The 16,278-nt window shown below is 60.6% G+C and carries 14 protein-coding genes and 1 tRNA gene; 4 read left to right on the top strand and 11 right to left on the bottom strand.

The annotated features are described in order from the left end of the window. The first annotated feature begins 171 nt into the window (after positions 1–171). The gene (locus MLC59_RS15535) at positions 172–939 is read left to right on the top strand and encodes a glutamine amidotransferase (protein ID WP_248236071.1); all 768 of its coding nucleotides are present in this window, start codon (positions 172–174) and stop codon (positions 937–939) included. A 118-nt stretch (positions 940–1,057) separates the two neighbouring features. Here MLC59_RS15535 and MLC59_RS15530 read toward each other — a convergent pair whose 3' ends face one another. The 7 genes from MLC59_RS15530 to rpsU form a co-directional block, all read right to left on the bottom strand. Beyond that, positions 1,058–3,772, bottom strand: coding sequence for a cation-transporting P-type ATPase (locus MLC59_RS15530; protein ID WP_248236068.1), 2,715 nt, complete (start codon positions 3,770–3,772; stop codon positions 1,058–1,060). Between the two features lie 257 nt (positions 3,773–4,029). Continuing rightward, a complete protein-coding gene (locus tag MLC59_RS15525) occupies positions 4,030–4,389 on the bottom strand; it encodes a hypothetical protein (protein ID WP_248236058.1) in 360 nt (119 codons plus the stop codon). Between the two features lie 25 nt (positions 4,390–4,414). After that, positions 4,415–5,398, bottom strand: a complete 984-nt coding sequence (locus MLC59_RS20045) for a restriction endonuclease (protein WP_248236047.1) — start codon at positions 5,396–5,398, stop codon at positions 4,415–4,417. Between the two features lie 327 nt (positions 5,399–5,725). Continuing rightward, positions 5,726–5,802 (bottom strand) — tRNA-Ile (locus MLC59_RS15515). 124 nt (positions 5,803–5,926) lie between these two features. Then, positions 5,927–7,771, bottom strand: a complete 1,845-nt coding sequence (gene rpoD, locus MLC59_RS15510) for an RNA polymerase sigma factor RpoD (protein ID WP_248236045.1) — start codon at positions 7,769–7,771, stop codon at positions 5,927–5,929. A gap of 190 nt (positions 7,772–7,961) precedes the next feature. Further along, positions 7,962–9,716: a DNA primase gene (gene dnaG / locus MLC59_RS15505; protein WP_248236042.1), complete on the bottom strand. Its 1,755-nt coding sequence runs from the start codon at positions 9,714–9,716 to the stop codon at positions 7,962–7,964. Positions 9,717–9,892: 176 nt separating this feature from the next. Then, complete coding sequence (gene rpsU, locus MLC59_RS15500) at positions 9,893–10,108, bottom strand: 30S ribosomal protein S21 (RefSeq protein ID WP_007153483.1); 216 nt, start codon at positions 10,106–10,108, stop codon at positions 9,893–9,895. Positions 10,109–10,289: 181 nt separating this feature from the next. Between rpsU and tsaD the strand changes: the two genes are divergently transcribed. After that, on the top strand, positions 10,290–11,345 hold the full coding sequence (gene tsaD / locus MLC59_RS15495) for a tRNA (adenosine(37)-N6)-threonylcarbamoyltransferase complex transferase subunit TsaD (RefSeq protein WP_248236039.1): 1,056 nt from the start codon (positions 10,290–10,292) through the stop codon (positions 11,343–11,345). Positions 11,346–11,350: 5 nt separating this feature from the next. Here tsaD and plsY read toward each other — a convergent pair whose 3' ends face one another. Then, the gene (gene plsY, locus MLC59_RS15490) at positions 11,351–11,944 is read right to left on the bottom strand and encodes a glycerol-3-phosphate 1-O-acyltransferase PlsY (protein ID WP_248236037.1); all 594 of its coding nucleotides are present in this window, start codon (positions 11,942–11,944) and stop codon (positions 11,351–11,353) included. A 103-nt stretch (positions 11,945–12,047) separates the two neighbouring features. Here plsY and folB point away from each other — a divergent pair, with 103 nt between their 5' ends. Together folB and folK are read left to right on the top strand one after the other, a co-directional pair. After that, the gene (folB, locus tag MLC59_RS15485) at positions 12,048–12,404 is read left to right on the top strand and encodes a dihydroneopterin aldolase (RefSeq protein ID WP_248236034.1); all 357 of its coding nucleotides are present in this window, start codon (positions 12,048–12,050) and stop codon (positions 12,402–12,404) included. Beyond that, positions 12,404–12,904: a 2-amino-4-hydroxy-6-hydroxymethyldihydropteridine diphosphokinase gene (gene folK, locus MLC59_RS15480; RefSeq protein ID WP_248236032.1), complete on the top strand. Its 501-nt coding sequence runs from the start codon at positions 12,404–12,406 to the stop codon at positions 12,902–12,904. Before folB ends, folK begins: the two co-directional genes overlap by 1 nt. Positions 12,905–12,917: 13 nt before the next feature. On the opposite strand, the gene pgi is transcribed toward folK, so the two are convergent. From pgi to panB, 3 genes are read right to left on the bottom strand one after another with little or no spacing between them, the layout of a single operon-like run. Beyond that, on the bottom strand, positions 12,918–14,567 hold the full coding sequence (pgi, locus tag MLC59_RS15475; protein WP_248236029.1) for a glucose-6-phosphate isomerase: 1,650 nt from the start codon (positions 14,565–14,567) through the stop codon (positions 12,918–12,920). Positions 14,568–14,588: 21 nt separating this feature from the next. Continuing rightward, on the bottom strand, positions 14,589–15,437 hold the full coding sequence (panC, locus tag MLC59_RS15470) for a pantoate--beta-alanine ligase (protein ID WP_248236026.1): 849 nt from the start codon (positions 15,435–15,437) through the stop codon (positions 14,589–14,591). Further along, positions 15,437–16,228 carry a 3-methyl-2-oxobutanoate hydroxymethyltransferase gene (gene panB / locus MLC59_RS15465; protein WP_248236023.1) on the bottom strand — a complete coding sequence of 264 codons (792 nt, stop codon included), beginning with the start codon at positions 16,226–16,228 and terminating at the stop codon, positions 15,437–15,439. The genes panC and panB overlap by 1 nt, the downstream gene beginning before the upstream one ends. Positions 16,229–16,278 lie beyond the last annotated feature (50 nt).

Genomic DNA, 16,278 nt, shown 5'->3' with positions numbered 1-16,278 from the left:
GCTCCATCGATGCCTTTTGCAATTATTCTACTCTTGAATTTTAATTAGGTCGATGAACTTTTGTTAAGGCACACTAGGGTTGAGATTCCAAACTCCGCGGCATGCTTTGTTCATGCTACATTGCCGGGCCATCACGTCTGGACAATAACGTTAGGGGAGGGCAGTGGTCCCATGGCAGGTATCTTGATTCTGAAAACCGGATCTACCTACGCGGATATTCAACAGGGGTTTGGCGACTTTGACCGCTGGTTCCGTGCAAGGCTGGAGCGAAGTGATCCGCCGGTCGTGGTGGATGTGACCTGTGAGCCACGTCCCGGCGAGCCGTCAGACTGGCTGGGCATCATAGTGACCGGTTCGCCCGCCATGGTGACTGATCAGGAACCCTGGAGTGAAAATGCCGCCGCCTGGCTTCGTGAGGCCGCCCGTCAGCAGGTGCCGGTGCTTGGGGTCTGCTACGGACACCAGCTACTGGCCCACGCCCTTGGGGGAAGGGTGGGTTTTCGGCCGCAGGGGCGCGAGTCCGGCACCTTTGATGTTTCCCGCACCCCTGAAGGGGGGCAGGATCCCTTGCTTGGCTCGTTACCGCCGTCCTTTCCCGCGCACCTGACCCATGCCCAGTCGGTTCTGGCGCTTCCGCCCGGGGCTGTACTGCTGGCGAAATCCGACGGCGAACCCCACCAGGCCTTTCGGGTTGGCTCCCACGCCTGGGGTGTTCAGTTTCACCCCGAATTTACCGAAGCGGTAATGACGGCGTATCTGAATACCCAGGCAGACAGCCTGGCAAAGGACGGGCAGGACCCTCAGCGCCTGCTTGAAACAGTGCGACCAACCCCGGAAGCGACCAGCCTGATTGCCCGGTTTGAGGCGTTCGCCTGCGCACGGGGCAGGGCCCCGGGCACGGGAGAAAATGAATCAGGCATTGCGCAAGGTACTTATTGATCCACTGTTGATTAGCTACGTATATTACTTCCAACAGACATTGCGACGATCTGCATTGTTGTGTTGTTGGACACTCTTTTCATAGCCGGCGTTTGCCGGCTTTTTTTTTGTCTGTTCGTTACGGGGATGCCCCGGCGGTGCCAGACCATCTGTGAACGATGGCCTTCTCCAGCTCCACGACGGCGAAGAGCGTCACGCCGAAGGCAAGGATGCTTACCCACTCACTGGCAGCAAGGGGCGCCGTGCCGAAGAGTAACTGCAGTGGTGGCGCATAGGTAAAGAGCCCTTGCAGGATGAGCAGCGCACCTACCGCCAGCAGCACTGCACGGCTGCCCAGCAGACCGGCGCGGTTGCAGGTGGGTGCGAGGATGTAGCGGCTGTTAAAGAGGTAGGCGATCTCCCCCATAACCAGGGCATTGATGGCAACGGTTCGGGCGAGTTCGATAGGCGCTCCCTGCAGGTCCATCCACAGAAAGTGGCCGAAGGTGCCTGCCAGCAGGAGCAGTGAAACGAAAGTCACACGCCAGATTAGGAAGCCGGATAACACCGGCGTGCCGGGAGGGCGCGGGCGACGGCGCATGACACCGGGCTCGGCGGGCTCGAAGGCCAGGGCGAGGCTCAGGGTTACGGCCGTAACCATGTTTACCCACAGAACCTGGGCCGGCAGCAATGGCAGGGTCATCCCCATGAGCACGGCAGCCATGATGGTCAATGCCTCGCCACCGCTGGTGGGCAGAATATAGAGAATGGCTTTGCGCAGGTTGTCGTAAACGGTGCGGCCTTCTTCCACAGCATGGGCGATGGACGCGAAGTTGTCGTCGGCCAGCACCATGGCTGCCGCCTCCCGGGCGGCCTCGGACCCCTTGATACCCATAGCGACCCCGACGTCGGCGCGTTTGAGGGCCGGGGCGTCATTGACGCCGTCGCCGGTCATGGCCACCACCTGTCCGCTCGCCTGCAGGGCCCGCACCAGGCGTAACTTGTGTTCCGGTGTGGTGCGTGCGAACACATCCACCTCATGTACCAGCCGCTTCAGCTCCGCATCAGTAACCTCCTCCAGTTCGTGTCCCGGCACGACGCCGCCTGCCGTGCGGATACCCAGCTCGTCGGCAATGGCCTGTGCAGTCACCGCATGGTCGCCAGTGATCATCTTCACCACGATGCCGGCCTGCTGGCATTCCTTCACCGCCGCGATTGCCTCGTCACGTGGTGGGTCGATAAGGCCACACACCGCCACCAGGGTGAGGCCGCCGCCCTCGACATCGGGGAACGAGAGTGTGGACGTCTCTGTCTCTATGGTCTTGACCGCCACCGCCAGCAGGCGCTGCCCCCGGGCGGCAATTTCATCCATGCGACGCTCCCAGCTCTGCGGGCTCAGGGGGCGGTCGCCTTCCGGGGTACGTTCGCGATCACACAGGGCAAGAACGCGCTCAGGGGCCCCCTTAAGAAAAAGCAGGCGCTGGTGGCCCTCGTGATGGTGATGGAGGGTAGCCATGAACTTGTATTGTGACTCAAACGGAATCACGTCGTCGCGTGGGTAGTGCCGGGCGACCTCCGAGGAGTCCAGGCCCGCCTTGAGACCGGCAACCACCAGCGCGCCTTCTGTGGGGTCACCCTCCAGGTGCCAGCGCCCGTCCCGCTGCTGGATCTGGGCATCGTTGCACAGTATGACGCCCCGCAATGCTTCGGCCAGAACCGGGTGGTCGCCAGGTTCGACGTCCTCACCGGCACAACTGAAGCCCCCGTGGGGCTCGTAGCCCACTCCGCTGACCTCGTAGCTCTCCTCGGCGGTCAGCAGGGTTTTCACGGTCATCTCGTTACGGGTCAGAGTGCCTGTTTTATCGGAGCAGATAATGGTAACCGAACCCAGGGTTTCAACGGCCGGGAGCCGGCGGATAATGGCGTTACGTGCCGCCATGCGTTGCACCCCAATGGCCAGGGTGATGGTCATGATCGCCGGCAGGCCCTCGGGGATGGCCGCCACGGCCAGGCTGACCGCTGCCAGGAAAGTCTCCAGGAGGTCGTAGTGGTGCACCCAGTAACCAAAGGCAAAGGTGACGGCAGCGAGCACCACGATGGCTACGGTCAACCAGCGTCCGAAGGTGGCGATGTCACGGAGCAGCGGTGTGGTCAGGGTCTCTACTTCGCCCAGCAGAGTGGAGATGTGCCCGATCTGGGTATTTGCGCCGGTGCCCACCACCACACCTTGTCCCTGGCCGAAGGCCACCAGGGTACCGGAGAAGGCCATGCACTTGCGGTCGCCAAGGTCAGCGTTCCGCTCGACCGCCGTGGTTCGCTTGTCCACGGCGACCGATTCGCCGGTAAGCATGGCCTCGTCAATGCGCATGTTGTGGCTGCGTAGCAGGCGCAGATCAGCGGGCACCCGGTCGCCGGCCTGGAGAAAGACCAGGTCGCCGGGGACCAGTTCCTCGGCGGGAACCGTGCGCCGCTGCCCGTCGCGCAGAACCAGGGCTTTGGGGGAAAGCATATCGCGGAGCGCCTTCAGGGCCTGCTCCGCCTTGCCTTCCTGGATGAAGCCGACGACGGCATTGATCAGCACAACCCCCAGGATCACGAAGGTGTCGACCCAGTGTCGCAGCAGGCCCGTGCTCAGCGCGGCCGCCAACAGTACATAGATGAGCACATTGTGGAACTGCAGCACAAAGCGTCTGAAGGGACCGCTGCGCGCAGGCGCGGGCAGAAGGTTGTAGCCATGGCGTTCGAGCCGCCCCAGTGCCTGCTCGCTGGTCAGGCCCTGGTCCGTGACCTCAAGCTTGGCAAGGATCGCGTCGGTCTCCTCGCTATGCCAGGTGGGCTGCTCAGCGGCCTTCATGGGGAAGGCCCCGGTCGATCCCCGTAATAGATAAACCGCACACGCCCCGGCGGTGTTTGCTTCAGTGCAGATCGCTCCCTCAACACATGCGCAACCTCTTTTATAAGGGCATTATCCAGATCGGGGTGTGACACCGTTGCATGGCATCAGCAATAACCTGAACACCAGTTATAGGGCGTTGCACAAGGAAAGACCAGTCTCATGGCCAGCGTGTCCCTTCTGGCTCTGAACTGGGGGAGGGGCTTTTCGTCTGCTGTTTATCTGCTTTGCAGCTCGCTTTCACTGTTCCGCATGGCTTCCACTTGCTCTTTCGGCAGCCATTTGATGGTCAGCCCTTCGTTGTTCGCATAAACCACGCCCTGGCCGGAGTTGGGCTGGTTATGCTGGGCACGGTAGATTAGCAGGGTATCCAGCAGCTCCATCATCTGCAGCTTGAAGTCTGAGCCTTTGAGCGTTTCGTAATCTTGGTCGGTATCTAACTGCCAGGTTGCCAGGTCCAGTCGATTTTCTTCAGGATCGCCGAAGAAAAGTATCCGCCCAGTGATACTGGCATTGCCGAGGTGTTGCTGGGCCAGCTGGTCGAGCCGGGCCTGGTCAAAAGATGCGTCGAAGCTCATTGCAGTCTCCCTGAAAATTTATTGCCTAAACCAGTAGTGAAGGCGTTGTTGATAGGCCAAGTCGATTGAGTGTTCGCTGCGATAGCTGGTCCGCACGCTCCACCACCCATTCGACAAAACGGTCTCCATCCATAACCCCGATGCCCTGGCCTTCAGCCTCTTCGACCATTTCCTGTTGGACATCACCGGTCGTGATCAGCCATCTCTGAACATCGTCTTCTTTGTCGAGCAGCTGGAGCTGTCGTAGAGCATGGTGGCCGGTGTTGCCTGTGTGGTGTTTCACCTGAATCAACAGCTTGTTGGAAGTAAAGCGGTCTTCACGGAACGCTTCGATATCAGCATCAGCGTTCCCCTCGAATGCTGTTTTAGCAAGAATCTTGGCGGCATAGCCTTCAGTGCGCAGAAGTTCGGCTACGAGTTTTTCAAGCCCGATGCCGCCGCTCTCAAGGGTCGTTTTCCCTGAGCGGAGGTTATTGAGAAGCTGTTCCCGAAGGGTGGTCAGTGCGTCTGCTTCCAACTGCTGAATGTGTGAATCGAAGCTTGCGGCACCTTTGTCCTGAATCTGGTTAATTATGCGGGTGATGTCGTCTTTGAACTCATCCAGAGAGACCACCGACATGCGAATCTTGAGCCGGGTGGACAACGCCTCAGGCAGTTCCGAGCGTGGGACTCGAACGACGGAGCCGTCTTCGTGGCGGAAGTATTCCACGCCTATTCGGTTTTCTCCGTAACCCACGCCTGTTGCGTAAGACCGCTTGCCAGTGGCGATACCGAATGCCGCTGCGCGATGGAGGGGGACAACTACAAGGTCGCCTTCCTGAATCGAGAAGAAGCGCTTTATCTGGTTGCGCTGGCGACCCGGGTTTATGCCCTTGTCGGCGAATAGTGCCATAAGGCCGACAGCATCTTGTGCCTGTGAAAAGTTAACCTGTGGCCATCCGTAACCCGCCAAGTTATCAGTAATGAGTTTGCTGGGGCTGCGGACGAGATATATCTTCGAGTTGTCCACGTATGGCGTCCTTCAGTGAGTGAAAAGGTGGCAGGATTGATGTGATTGGTGCAGGTGGCCTGCTCTGTGAGTTTTTTATCCGTGCGCTCTTTTGATTGCAACCATCTGGTTTTGGCTGGTTTTGTGGCTTTAGGTTAGCCCTCATCGTTAGGTTGCAGAAGATTCGTGGGGCCTGGCGTTATATAACCACACTGGGGCGACAGATTTTGTCGTTTCTTGGAAGCGCTGGGTATCTGTTGTGGGATGTTCCTGCCCCATCAGTCCCCCATGGGAGGGTCCAGACACGAAAAAAGCCCACGCGAAAGTGGGCTAAGTCGTTGAAAATAATGGTGGGCCCAGCTGGACTCGAACCAGCGACCAAGGGATTATGAGTCCCCTGCTCTAACCAACTGAGCTATAGGCCCAAACGTGATGTGAGGCGGATTAACCAACTGAGCAGAAAGCTCTTTCTGATAAATTCAGCCGCCTGAAACAAAGCGGGCGCCATTATACCGTTGAGTAATGGCGCCCGCTACTGTGGGGTTGGGTTTATCCGTTGCCCTGGTCGTCGATAAAGCCGCGCAGGTGGTCAGACCGTGACGGGTGACGCAGTTTGCGCAGGGCCTTGGCTTCGATCTGACGGATCCGCTCCCGGGTGACGTCGAACTGCTTGCCGACTTCTTCCAGGGTATGGTCGGTGTTCATCTCGATACCGAAACGCATGCGCAGCACCTTGGACTCCCTTGCCGTGAGGCCGGCGAGGACAGAGCGGGTGGCTTCCCGCAGGCCTTCAGCGGTGGCGGAATCCACTGGCGACAGGGCCTGGATGTCCTCGATGAAATCACCCAGGTGGCTGTCTTCATCATCGCCGATGGGCGTCTCCATGGAGATCGGCTCCTTGGCAATCTTCAGTACCTTGCGGATCTTGTCCTCAGGCATTTCCATGCGCTCGCCCAGCTCTTCCGGGGTCGGCTCACGGCCCATCTCCTGCAGCATCTGGCGGGAGATGCGGTTGAGCTTGTTGATCGTCTCTATCATATGCACCGGAATCCGGATGGTGCGTGCCTGGTCCGCGATAGAGCGGGTAATGGCCTGCCGGATCCACCAGGTGGCGTAGGTGGAGAATTTGTAGCCGCGACGGTACTCGAACTTGTCCACCGCCTTCATCAGGCCAATGTTGCCTTCCTGGATCAGGTCCAGGAACTGCAGGCCGCGGTTGGTGTATTTCTTGGCGATGGAGATAACCAGTCGCAGGTTGGCCTCGACCATTTCCTTCTTGGCGCGGCGGGCCTTGGCTTCACCGATAGAAACCCGGCGGTTGATTTCCTTGATGTCGGGGATGGCCAGGTCCACTTCACTCTGCACGTTGGCGATGCGCTTCTGCAGGCGTACGATTTCGTCCAGGCGTTCGTTGATCGCTGACGCATAGGCTTTCTTGGAACGGGCGATCTTGGGCGCCCAGTCCAGGTTGGTTTCGTTGCCGGGGAAGGACTTGATGAACTCCTTCCGGTCCATGCGGCATTCCCGCACGCAGATTCGCATCACGGCGCGCTCGTTCTCACGGACCACTTCATTGGTGGAGCGCACAACGTTAACCAGCTCATCGAAGGCCTTGTTGGCCAGTTTGAACGGGGCGAAGACTGCCCCGAGCTCATTGAGGGCTTCCTGGGTTTTCTTGTGGGCGCGGCCGTGTTTCTCGAGGCTCTCTTCGGCAAGGGCCAGCTTTTCCCGGAGAAGCTCGAAGCGCAGCCGGGTCTCTTCGGGGTCCGGGCCGCTTTCCTTTTCTTCTTCGGAATCCTCGTCATCGTCATCGTCGGAGGAGCTGTCATCACCGGAGGAGGTGTCGGCAGTGTCTTCGCCCATAAAGGGTTCGGCGCCGTCGGGGTCCAGGAAGCCGGAGACGATATCGCTGATACGGCCTTCGTTCTCAACGATGCGGTCGTAAGCCTGGATAACTGTGCCGGCTGTTCCGGGGAAGTGGGCGATAGCGGCCATTACATCGCGGATACCTTCCTCGATGCGCTTGGCAATAACGATTTCCCCTTCACGGGTCAGCAGCTCAACGGTGCCCATTTCACGCATGTACATGCGTACCGGGTCAGTGGTGCGGCCAGCGTCGGATTCCACGGCAGCGAGCGCAGCGGCAGCTTCAGCAGCGGCCGCCTCGTCGGCGGTGGAGTCGCCTTCGGTCATGATCAACGTATCAGCGTCGGGTGTTTCCTCGCTGACCTGAATGCCCATGTCGTTAATCATGCGGATAATGTCTTCTACCTGATCGGGATCCGCGATATCCTCAGGCAAGTGGTCGTTGACCTCGGCGTAAGTCAGGTAACCTTGCTCTTTTCCTCGGGCAATGAGGTCTTTCAAACGGGATTTCTGAGAATTGCCTGACATAGACACCCTGTGAACTTGATGGTAAAAAGGAAAAAAGTTAAACAGCCATTATAGCGGTCACGCCAGATGACTGCCACCGAATGGTTAGATGGTGATCAGTGCCCCTGGTTTCAAGTAGGCACTGAAAAAATCCTTTGCTTGCAATCTTTTCTCACCAAACCTCCTGAAACTTCGACGCTTCCTGTTTGCTTCATCCGTGTTTTCCCTGATGGGATGCTAACGACGCCTTGAGCTGTTGTCGCTCCTCCGGGCTGAGGTCGGCAAAGTTGAGTTCCCGGGCCTTCTCGGCCAGGGCTTTCAATCGTTGTTTCTGCCTTGCTTCGTCGTTGGGGCTCAGCAGCGCCCGGGCGCTGTCGAGGGCTTCCTCCCGCCCGGGCAGGTGCTCGATGCCGTCGAACAGCCAGCGAAACTTTGCCTGCTCTGCCGGCGAGCGTGCCAGGGTCTGGTAAACCTGCCGGCGCGTCCGGAGGCCGTTCAGGTGCAGCCACTCGGCGAAGCCAGCCGCCTTGTCCAGTTGTCTGTCCTGCCGGCACAGGTCTTTCAGTTCACCGGCCATTTCCGGCGCCTCAAGCATGGCCAGGCAGACCATGTGGTTCTTGCTGAGTCGAACCGGTACCCGCTCCTGCGGCGTCGACGGGGCAGTGCCGGCGTTCCGGTTGCTGCCATTTCGGCCGGGGCCGCCGGGTTGCCATGTCCGCGGCGGTCGGCACAGGCGCAGCATTTCATGCCACATGGCATCCCGCAGGCTGCCCCGGGGCATGCGGCTCAGCAGCGGTTCGACCCGGGAACGCAGCTCCCCCTGGTTTTCCGCCAGGCTGAGATCCAGTCCTTCCTGCATGCGGTCGAACAGGTAGCGGGACAGGGGGCGGGCCTCCTGTATGCGCTTTTCGAACGCCTCGGCGCCTTCCTTGCGAACCAGTGTGTCCGGGTCCTCACCCTCGGGCAGCATCAGGAACTGGAGGTGTATGCCGTCTTCCAGTAATTCCAGGGCATTCTCCATCGCCCGGTCTGCGGCCCGGTGGCCAGCGGTATCACCGTCAAAGCAGAAGACCAGGTGCCGGGTCTGCTTCAGCAGCGCGGCAAGGCTGTCCTGGTTGGTGGCGGTGCCCATGGCGGCGACGGCATAGTGAATGCCGTACTGGGCCAGGGCGATGACATCCATATAGCCTTCGACCACCAGCAGCTTGTCGACGCGGCGTAACGCCTGCCGCGCTTCGAACAGGCCGTAAATTTCCCGGCTCTTGTGGAAGGCATCGGACTCCGGCGAGTTGATATACTTGGCCTTGTCGTCTCCCAACGTCCGGCCACCAAACGCCACGGTGCGGCCCCGGGTATTGCGGATGGGAAACATCACCCGGTTGCGGAACAGGTCCCTGGGACGGCCATACCGGTCAGAAACGGTGCCTGTTTCGATCAGTGGTCCACGCAGTTCCTCGCTGGCCGCGTTGTATAACGCGGTACCCGCACCCGGCGCAAAGCCGACCTGGTAAAGTTCAATGACCGCCTCGTCCAGGCCCCTTGCGGCCAGGTATTCCCGCGCCATCTGACCTTCGCTGCTGGCCAGCCTGTTGCGGTAGAACTCCCGTGCATAGTCCAGGGCGTCTGTGAGGGTGCGGCTTTGCCGGATCTGCTGGCTGGCGGCCTTGTCGTAGGGCACCTCGAGGCCGGCCCGACGGGCGAGCTCCTCAACCGCCGCGGTGAAGTCCAGCCCTTCGAACTCCCGCACAAAGCTGATGGCATCACCGTGGGCCCCGCAACCGAAACAGTGATAGAACCCTTTGTCCGGCCGGACATTGAACGAAGGGGTCTTCTCGTCATGGAAGGGGCAGCGGGCCTTGTAGTTGGCGCCGGCTTTCTTGAGGGTGATGCGGGAGCCGATGAGTTCGGCAAGGTCGGTCCTGTCCAGCAGGTCTTCGATAAATCGCTGGGGGATCAGTCCGCTCATGCCTACTCCCTGAATTGCTGTGGCCGGCAGGGTTGCCTGCAGCTACAGCGAAAAATGCCGTCGGAGCTATGCCCCGACGGCATTGGTATTACGCTGGCCTGCCAGTATGAATCCGGCAGGCTTCTCGCGCCAGGAACAGGTTCAAAACCCTGCAGGGCAGGGCTTTTGCGCTGTTCTCAGTAAAGGCGCTCGAACTTGCGCTGTTCCCGCTGAAGCTTCTTGAGATGACGCTTGACAGCAGCGGCAGCCTTACGCTTGCGAACAGCCGTGGGCTTCTCATAGTGCTCACGACGACGTACTTCAGACAGTACGCCTGCTTTCTCGCAGGAGCGCTTGAAACGACGCAGCGCTACATCAAACGGTTCATTCTCTTTCACTTTAACAGCTGGCATTAAGAATCACCTACCTTGAATTCGGTTTGAAATATTGGACAAATTTCGGCCAGTCCTATTTAAGGGCGGCAATGATAGCGCCAGTAGCCCTCGATCGTCAATTGTCTGGTGAAACTATCGACAGGGTTTCTGGTAGAATGCCGCCAATTTTCATAGACACCTGATCCGAGGTACCCGCCCCATGCTGATCCTGGGTATTGAAACCTCCTGCGACGAGACCGGCGTAGCCCTCTACGACAGCGAGAAGGGCCTGCTGGCAGATGCGTTGTTCAGCCAGACCGACATGCACGCGGACTACGGTGGCGTGGTGCCGGAGCTGGCTTCCCGCGACCATGTCCGCAAACTGCTGCCGCTGTGTGACGAGGTGCTTGCCCGGGCCGGTTGCGCCCGCAGTGATATCACGGGAATTGCCTACACGGCGGGGCCCGGGCTGGTTGGTGCCCTGATGGTGGGTGGTTCCGTGGCCCATGCCCTCGGGCTGGCACTGGATATACCGGTGCTGGGCGTCCATCACATGGAAGGGCACCTGCTGGCACCGATGCTGGAGGAGAATCCGCCCGCGTTTCCGTTCGTGGCGCTGCTGGTGTCTGGTGGCCATACCCAGTTGGTAAAGGTATCCGGCATTGGTGAGTATGAGTTGCTTGGCGAGTCAGTGGACGATGCCGCTGGAGAGGCCTTCGACAAGGCTGCCAAGATGCTGGGACTGGATTACCCGGGTGGGCCGAGGGTGGCTGCACTGGCCGAGCAGGGGCGTGAAGGCGCCTACCGTTTGCCGAGGCCCATGACGGACCGGCCAGGGCTTGAGTTCAGCTTCAGCGGCCTGAAGACCTATACCCTCAATACCGTGACGGCCGAGCAGCAGGCTGGCAACCTGACGGATCAGACCCGTGCCGATATCGCCCTTGCGTTTGAGACTGCCGTGGTGGATACCCTGGTGATCAAGTGTCGGCGAGCGCTGCAAGCGGCGGATTGTGACCGGCTTGTGATGGCCGGTGGCGTCAGCGCCAACCGGCGGCTGCGGGCAGCACTGGAAACCATGGCTCACAAGCAGGGCGCCTCGGTGTTCTATGCCCGGCCGGAGTTCTGTACCGATAACGGGGCCATGATTGCCTATGCAGGCTGCCAGCGTTTGCTGGCAGGGCAGCGGGATGGCGACCGGATCGTGGCAAAGCCACGCTGGCCCATGGACACCCTGCCCGGGCTTGCCGAAAAGTGTCTGGACGGGCTGACCCAATAGGCCTTCTAGAACCGGCTTTCCCGCCCCTGGGTCAGCCGGATCAGGTTATTGCGGTGGCGAATGACGATCACTATGGCCAGCAGGCCGAACAGGGGCAGGGTTTCCGGCTCGAACAGGGCGCTGATCACCGGCCCCGAGCCGATGGCGATAACCGAGGCAAGGGCAGAGATACGCCAGCGCCATATAATCACCAGCCAGATCATTGCCAGCAGGGTGGTGGTCAGCGGGGCCAGCACCAGGCCACTGCCGAGGGCTGTAGCAACCCCTTTGCCGCCCTGGAACCGGTACCACACCGGAACCATGTGGCCGGTGACGGCGCAGAGCGCAACCATGGCCTGGGCGAATACCGAGAAACCGAAGTAACCGGCCAGCCAGACCGGAATGGCGCCTTTCAGGGCATCAAGCAGCAGGGTCAGCCCTGCCGGGATGGGGCCGCCACTGCGATAAACGTTGGTGGCACCGGGGTTGCGGGAGCCGAGCCCCCGGGGATCGGTCAGGCCGGAGAAGCGACACACAGGAATGGCAAACAGGATCGAACCAACCGCATAGGCGAGCCCGCACAGGGCGATAAGCAGAAGGGGCTGGCTGATGGCATCCATGGTCGGAGCAGGTCCTGTAGGCGGTGTTGGAGTCGGAGTCCCCGACCTTAGCCCGTTGTTGTCGGTGGTTCAATCAGCAAATTGGCGATGGTGGAGTGGCGCCGTGAATGACAGCGTATTGATCGAGGGCCTGACCGTGGAAACGGTAATCGGCGTCTACGAATGGGAGCGTGAGATCCTCCAGGAGCTGCGTATTGACCTGGAAATGGCGTGGAACAACCGACCAGCGGCTGCCTCCGATAATGTTGCCCAGGCGCTGGACTATGCCGCCGTGAGCGAGCATGTTCAGGATTTCTTTACCCGCTGCCAGCCGGCCCTGCTGGAAACTGCAGCGGAAAAACTGGCTGCCTCCATCATGTCGGCGTTTTCCGTGCCCGGGGTGAGGCTTACCCTGTGGAAGCCCGGTGCGGTGCCAGCGGCCAGGCAGGTTGGGGTGAAGATCCAGCGGGGCAGCTGGTGATGCCGGCTGGGGTGCGGGTGTTTATTGGTGTCGGCAGTAACGTTGACCGGCACCGCCATATCCGGGCCGGTCTCGAGGCACTGGCAGAGGTGTTTGGAACACTCGACGTGTCACCGGTCTATGAGAGCGAAGCGGTAGGCTTTGACGGATCGCCGTTTTTCAACCTGGTGGTGGGGGTTCACACGGATAAATCCGTGGCGGACCTGAGCCGTTGTCTCAAGGCCATCGAGCTGGCCAACGGTCGCAAGCCGGAAGCACGCCGGTTCAGTCCGCGTACGCTGGACCTGGACATACTCACCTACGGTAACCTGGGCCAGGATACTGACGGAGTGGAGCTGCCACGGCCAGAAATTCTCTACAACGCCTTTGTATTGCGCCCGCTGGCCGAACTGGCTGGTGATCAGCGTCACCCGGTGGACGGTCGTACCTACGATGAGCTTTGGCAGGCCTATGACCGTGACCAGAAGCTCTGGCCAGCGGACTTCCACTGGCCAGGGTAACCTGGGGCCCAGGCTACTCGCCCCGGAACAACCGCATCAGGCCCACCGTAGAGCTGTCCAGCGCTTCGTCACTAATACCGTCGCCCAGTTGCTGCAGAATGGGCTTGCCCAGCTGCTTGCCCAGCTCAACGCCCCACTGGTCGAAGGAGTTCAGGTTCCAGATAACTCCCTGGACAAAGGTCCGGTGCTCGTAGAGGGCGACCAGCGCGCCCATGACTTCCGGCGTGGCTTTGTCGAACACCAGGGTGTTGGACGGCTTGTTGCCGGGAATCACCTTGTGGGGCGCGAGCTTGTCCACTTCTTCAGCCGTCAGGCCCTGGGCTTCCAGCTCTTTGCGGGCCTCTGCCTCGGTCTTGCCCTGCATCAAGGCCTGGCTCTGGGACAGGCAGTTGGCGAACAGGGTGGCGTGGTGGCTGGCGACCGGGTTATGGCTTTTCAGCGGGATGATAAAGTCTGCCGGTGACAGCACGGTGCCCTGGTGTAGCAGCTGATGGTAGGCATGCTGACCGTTGGCGCCGACGCCGCCCCAGATCACCGGGCCGGTAGCGTAGTCCACTGCGTGGCCTTCACGGTCCACCCGCTTGCCGTTACTCTCCATGTCCAGCTGCTGGAGGTGGGCGGGAAGCTCCTTCAGGTACTCGTCGTAGGTCAGGACCGCGTGGGTATCGGCATGCCAGAAGTTGACATACCAGATGCCCAGCATGGCCATGACCACTGGCATGTTTTCCGGTAGCGGGGCTTCGCGGAAGTGTTCGTCCATGGCCCGGGCGCCGGTGAGTATGCGGCGGAAGTTGTCCATGCCCAGGGTCAGGGCAATGGGCAGGCCGATGGCGGACCACAGGGAGTAGCGACCGCCCACCCAGTCCCACATGGGGAAAACGGCCTCTTCCGCGATCCCGAAGCGGTGGGCGGCATCGGCATTGGCGGTCACCGCCACGAAGTGCCGGGCCAGGTCCGCCTCGGTGGCGCCAGCGTCCAGCAGCCACTGTCGCGCGAGCTGGCTGTTCTCCAGGGTCTCCTGGGTGCCGAACGACTTTGACTGAACCAGGAACAGGGTGCTCTCGGGTCGCACGCTTGCCAGGACTTCACTGATATCTGTGCCGTCGATATTGGCAACGTAGTGGCAACGGATACCGTCGCGGGTATAGGGCGTCAGCGCCTCGGTCATCATCCGGGGGCCAAGGTAGGAGCCGCCAATACCGATCGAAACCACGTCGGTCATGCGGTCGCCCCGATAGCCGGTGCGTTCGCCCCTGTGAACCTGCCCTACAAAGCTCTCCATCCGGTCCAGGGTGGCCTGGATCTCCGGCACGATATTGGTGCCGTCCACCCGGATGTCCTGATCCGGCGCCGCTCGCAGGGCGGTATGCAGCGCCGGCCTGTGTTCGGTGTTATTGATCGCTTCACCGGTAAACATGGCTTCCCTGGCCTCTGGCAGCCGGCAGGCGGTCGCAAGCGCTGCCAGCAGCTCCGGCGTCGTGCGATCGATACGGTTCTTGGAATAGTCCAGCTGCAGTCCGGCAGCGGTCAGGGAAAAGCGATGGAATCGCTCCCGGTCTTCCCGGAACAGTGTCCGCATATGCACATTGGCCAGCCGGGCCTGGTGGTCACGCAGTGCCTGCCATTCCGGGGTCCGGGTCAGGGGGGGGCGTACCTGTACCATCCTGCATCCTTTCGTCAGGTGTCAGCGTTCGATTGACAGGTTATCAATCAATCGGGTTGTTCCCAGGAAGGCAGCCGCCAGCAGGGTGATTTGTCGGTCTCCGGGTGACGCCGGTTTCAGGGTAAGGCTGTTGACGATGTTGAAGTAGTCCGGACGAAAGCCTGCTGCGGTGAGGACTTCCCGGGCGGAAGTCTCCAGTCCTCCGAAGTCATCACTGCCGGACTCAAGGGCAGCGCCGGTTTCAGACAATACCCGGTGCAGGGTCGGCGCCTTCTGCCGCTCCGCCTCCGAGAGATAGCCATTACGGGAGCTCATGGCCAGTCCGTCATCCTCACGAATCGTAGGCAAGCCGATAACATCGACCGGGATGAACAGGTCGCTGACCATCTTGCGGATCACCGCCAGCTGCTGGTAATCCTTCTCGCCAAACACCGCCACGTCGGGCTGGACCATGTTGAAGAGCATGGATACTACCGTAGCGACCCCTTCGAAATGACCGGGCCTGCTGGCACCGCAATGCCCTTCGCTCACTTCCGGGACCACCACCCGGGTCTGGAGTGCCAGGCCGTCCGGGTAGATTTCACTCACCGGTGGTGCAAACAGCAGGGTATTGCCCTGGGCTTCCAGTTTGCGCTGGTCGTCGGCCAGGGTGCGGGGGTAGGCGTCCAGGTCTTCGCCGGCACCAAACTGCATGGGGTTGACGAAGATACTGGTAACCACGACGTCTGCCGCCTCATGGGCACGGCGTACCAGTGCGAGGTGGCCTTCGTGGAGGTTGCCCATGGTGGGCACCAGGCCCACCCGTTTGCCCTGGGTTCTGTAACTACGGATGATCGCCCGCAGTTCCTTGATGGTATGTACGGTGCGCATTACTTGAACGTATGCTCCTCGCCGGGGAAAGTGCGGTCACGGACTGCCTGGACATAGGCCTTGATGGCGCCGGGAATGCTGCCGCCCTCTTCGAGGAAGTTCTTCACGAACTTTGCCTTGCGGCCTTCCGGAATGCCGAGCATATCGTGGAGCACCAGTACCTGGCCATCGGTGTCCTTGCCGGCGCCGATGCCGATTACCGGTGCCTGTACGGCCTGGGTAATACGGGCTGCCAGCGGCGCGGGTACGCATTCCAGCAGAATGACATCGGCGCCAGCGGCCACCAGGTCGCTGGCGTGTTCGATCATCAGTTCCGCCTGCTTGTCGTCACGGCCCTGAACCTTGTAGCCGCCAAACTTGTTGACGAACTGGGGCGTCAGACCCAGGTGGGCGCAAACCGGGACACCCCGTTCACTGAGGGCAGAGATGGTGTCCTTCATCCAGTCAGTGCCTTCCAGTTTGACCATGTGGGCGCCGGCGCGCATCAGTTCTGCTGCGTTATCAAGGGCGTCCGGGATGGTGCCGTAGGTCATGAACGGCATGTCAGCCATGATCAGGGCGCCGCGGTTGCCGGCAGCCACGCAGCGGGTGTGATAACAGATTTCTTCCAGGGTGACCGGAAGGGTGCTGTCGTTGCCCTGCAGAACCATGCCAAGGGAGTCGCCAATCAGGATGGCATCCACGCCGGCTTCGCTGACTACCTGGGCGAACGCGGCGTCGTAGGATGTGAGGACGGCGAAGGCCTCACCTTTTTCCTTATAGTCACGAAGGGTATTGATGGTTACCGCCATAACAGTGATGCCTTTGCTGTGATGGGTGGACCGGGATTGTCAGCTGTATT

Origin of the sequence: Marinobacter bryozoorum (assembly GCF_023156245.1) — a bacterium.
Taxonomy (GTDB): Bacteria; Pseudomonadota; Gammaproteobacteria; order Pseudomonadales; family Oleiphilaceae; genus Marinobacter; species Marinobacter bryozoorum.
Note: the sequence above shows the minus strand (reverse complement) of the source record. Positions and strands in the feature narration are given on the sequence as shown.

Coding starts and splice junctions, on each gene's coding strand:
- MLC59_RS15535 (WP_248236071.1), top strand. CDS start 172: ATGGCAGGTATCTTGATTCTGAAAACCGGATCTACCTACGCGGATATT.
- MLC59_RS15530 (WP_248236068.1), bottom strand. CDS start 3,772: ATGAAGGCCGCTGAGCAGCCCACCTGGCATAGCGAGGAGACCGACGCG.
- MLC59_RS15525 (WP_248236058.1), bottom strand. CDS start 4,389: ATGAGCTTCGACGCATCTTTTGACCAGGCCCGGCTCGACCAGCTGGCC.
- rpoD (WP_248236045.1), bottom strand. CDS start 7,771: ATGTCAGGCAATTCTCAGAAATCCCGTTTGAAAGACCTCATTGCCCGA.
- dnaG (WP_248236042.1), bottom strand. CDS start 9,716: ATGAGCGGACTGATCCCCCAGCGATTTATCGAAGACCTGCTGGACAGG.
- rpsU (WP_007153483.1), bottom strand. CDS start 10,108: ATGCCAGCTGTTAAAGTGAAAGAGAATGAACCGTTTGATGTAGCGCTG.
- tsaD (WP_248236039.1), top strand. CDS start 10,290: ATGCTGATCCTGGGTATTGAAACCTCCTGCGACGAGACCGGCGTAGCC.
- plsY (WP_248236037.1), bottom strand. CDS start 11,944: ATGGATGCCATCAGCCAGCCCCTTCTGCTTATCGCCCTGTGCGGGCTC.
- folK (WP_248236032.1), top strand. CDS start 12,404: ATGCCGGCTGGGGTGCGGGTGTTTATTGGTGTCGGCAGTAACGTTGAC.
- pgi (WP_248236029.1), bottom strand. CDS start 14,567: ATGGTACAGGTACGCCCCCCCCTGACCCGGACCCCGGAATGGCAGGCA.
- panC (WP_248236026.1), bottom strand. CDS start 15,437: ATGCGCACCGTACATACCATCAAGGAACTGCGGGCGATCATCCGTAGT.
- panB (WP_248236023.1), bottom strand. CDS start 16,228: ATGGCGGTAACCATCAATACCCTTCGTGACTATAAGGAAAAAGGTGAG.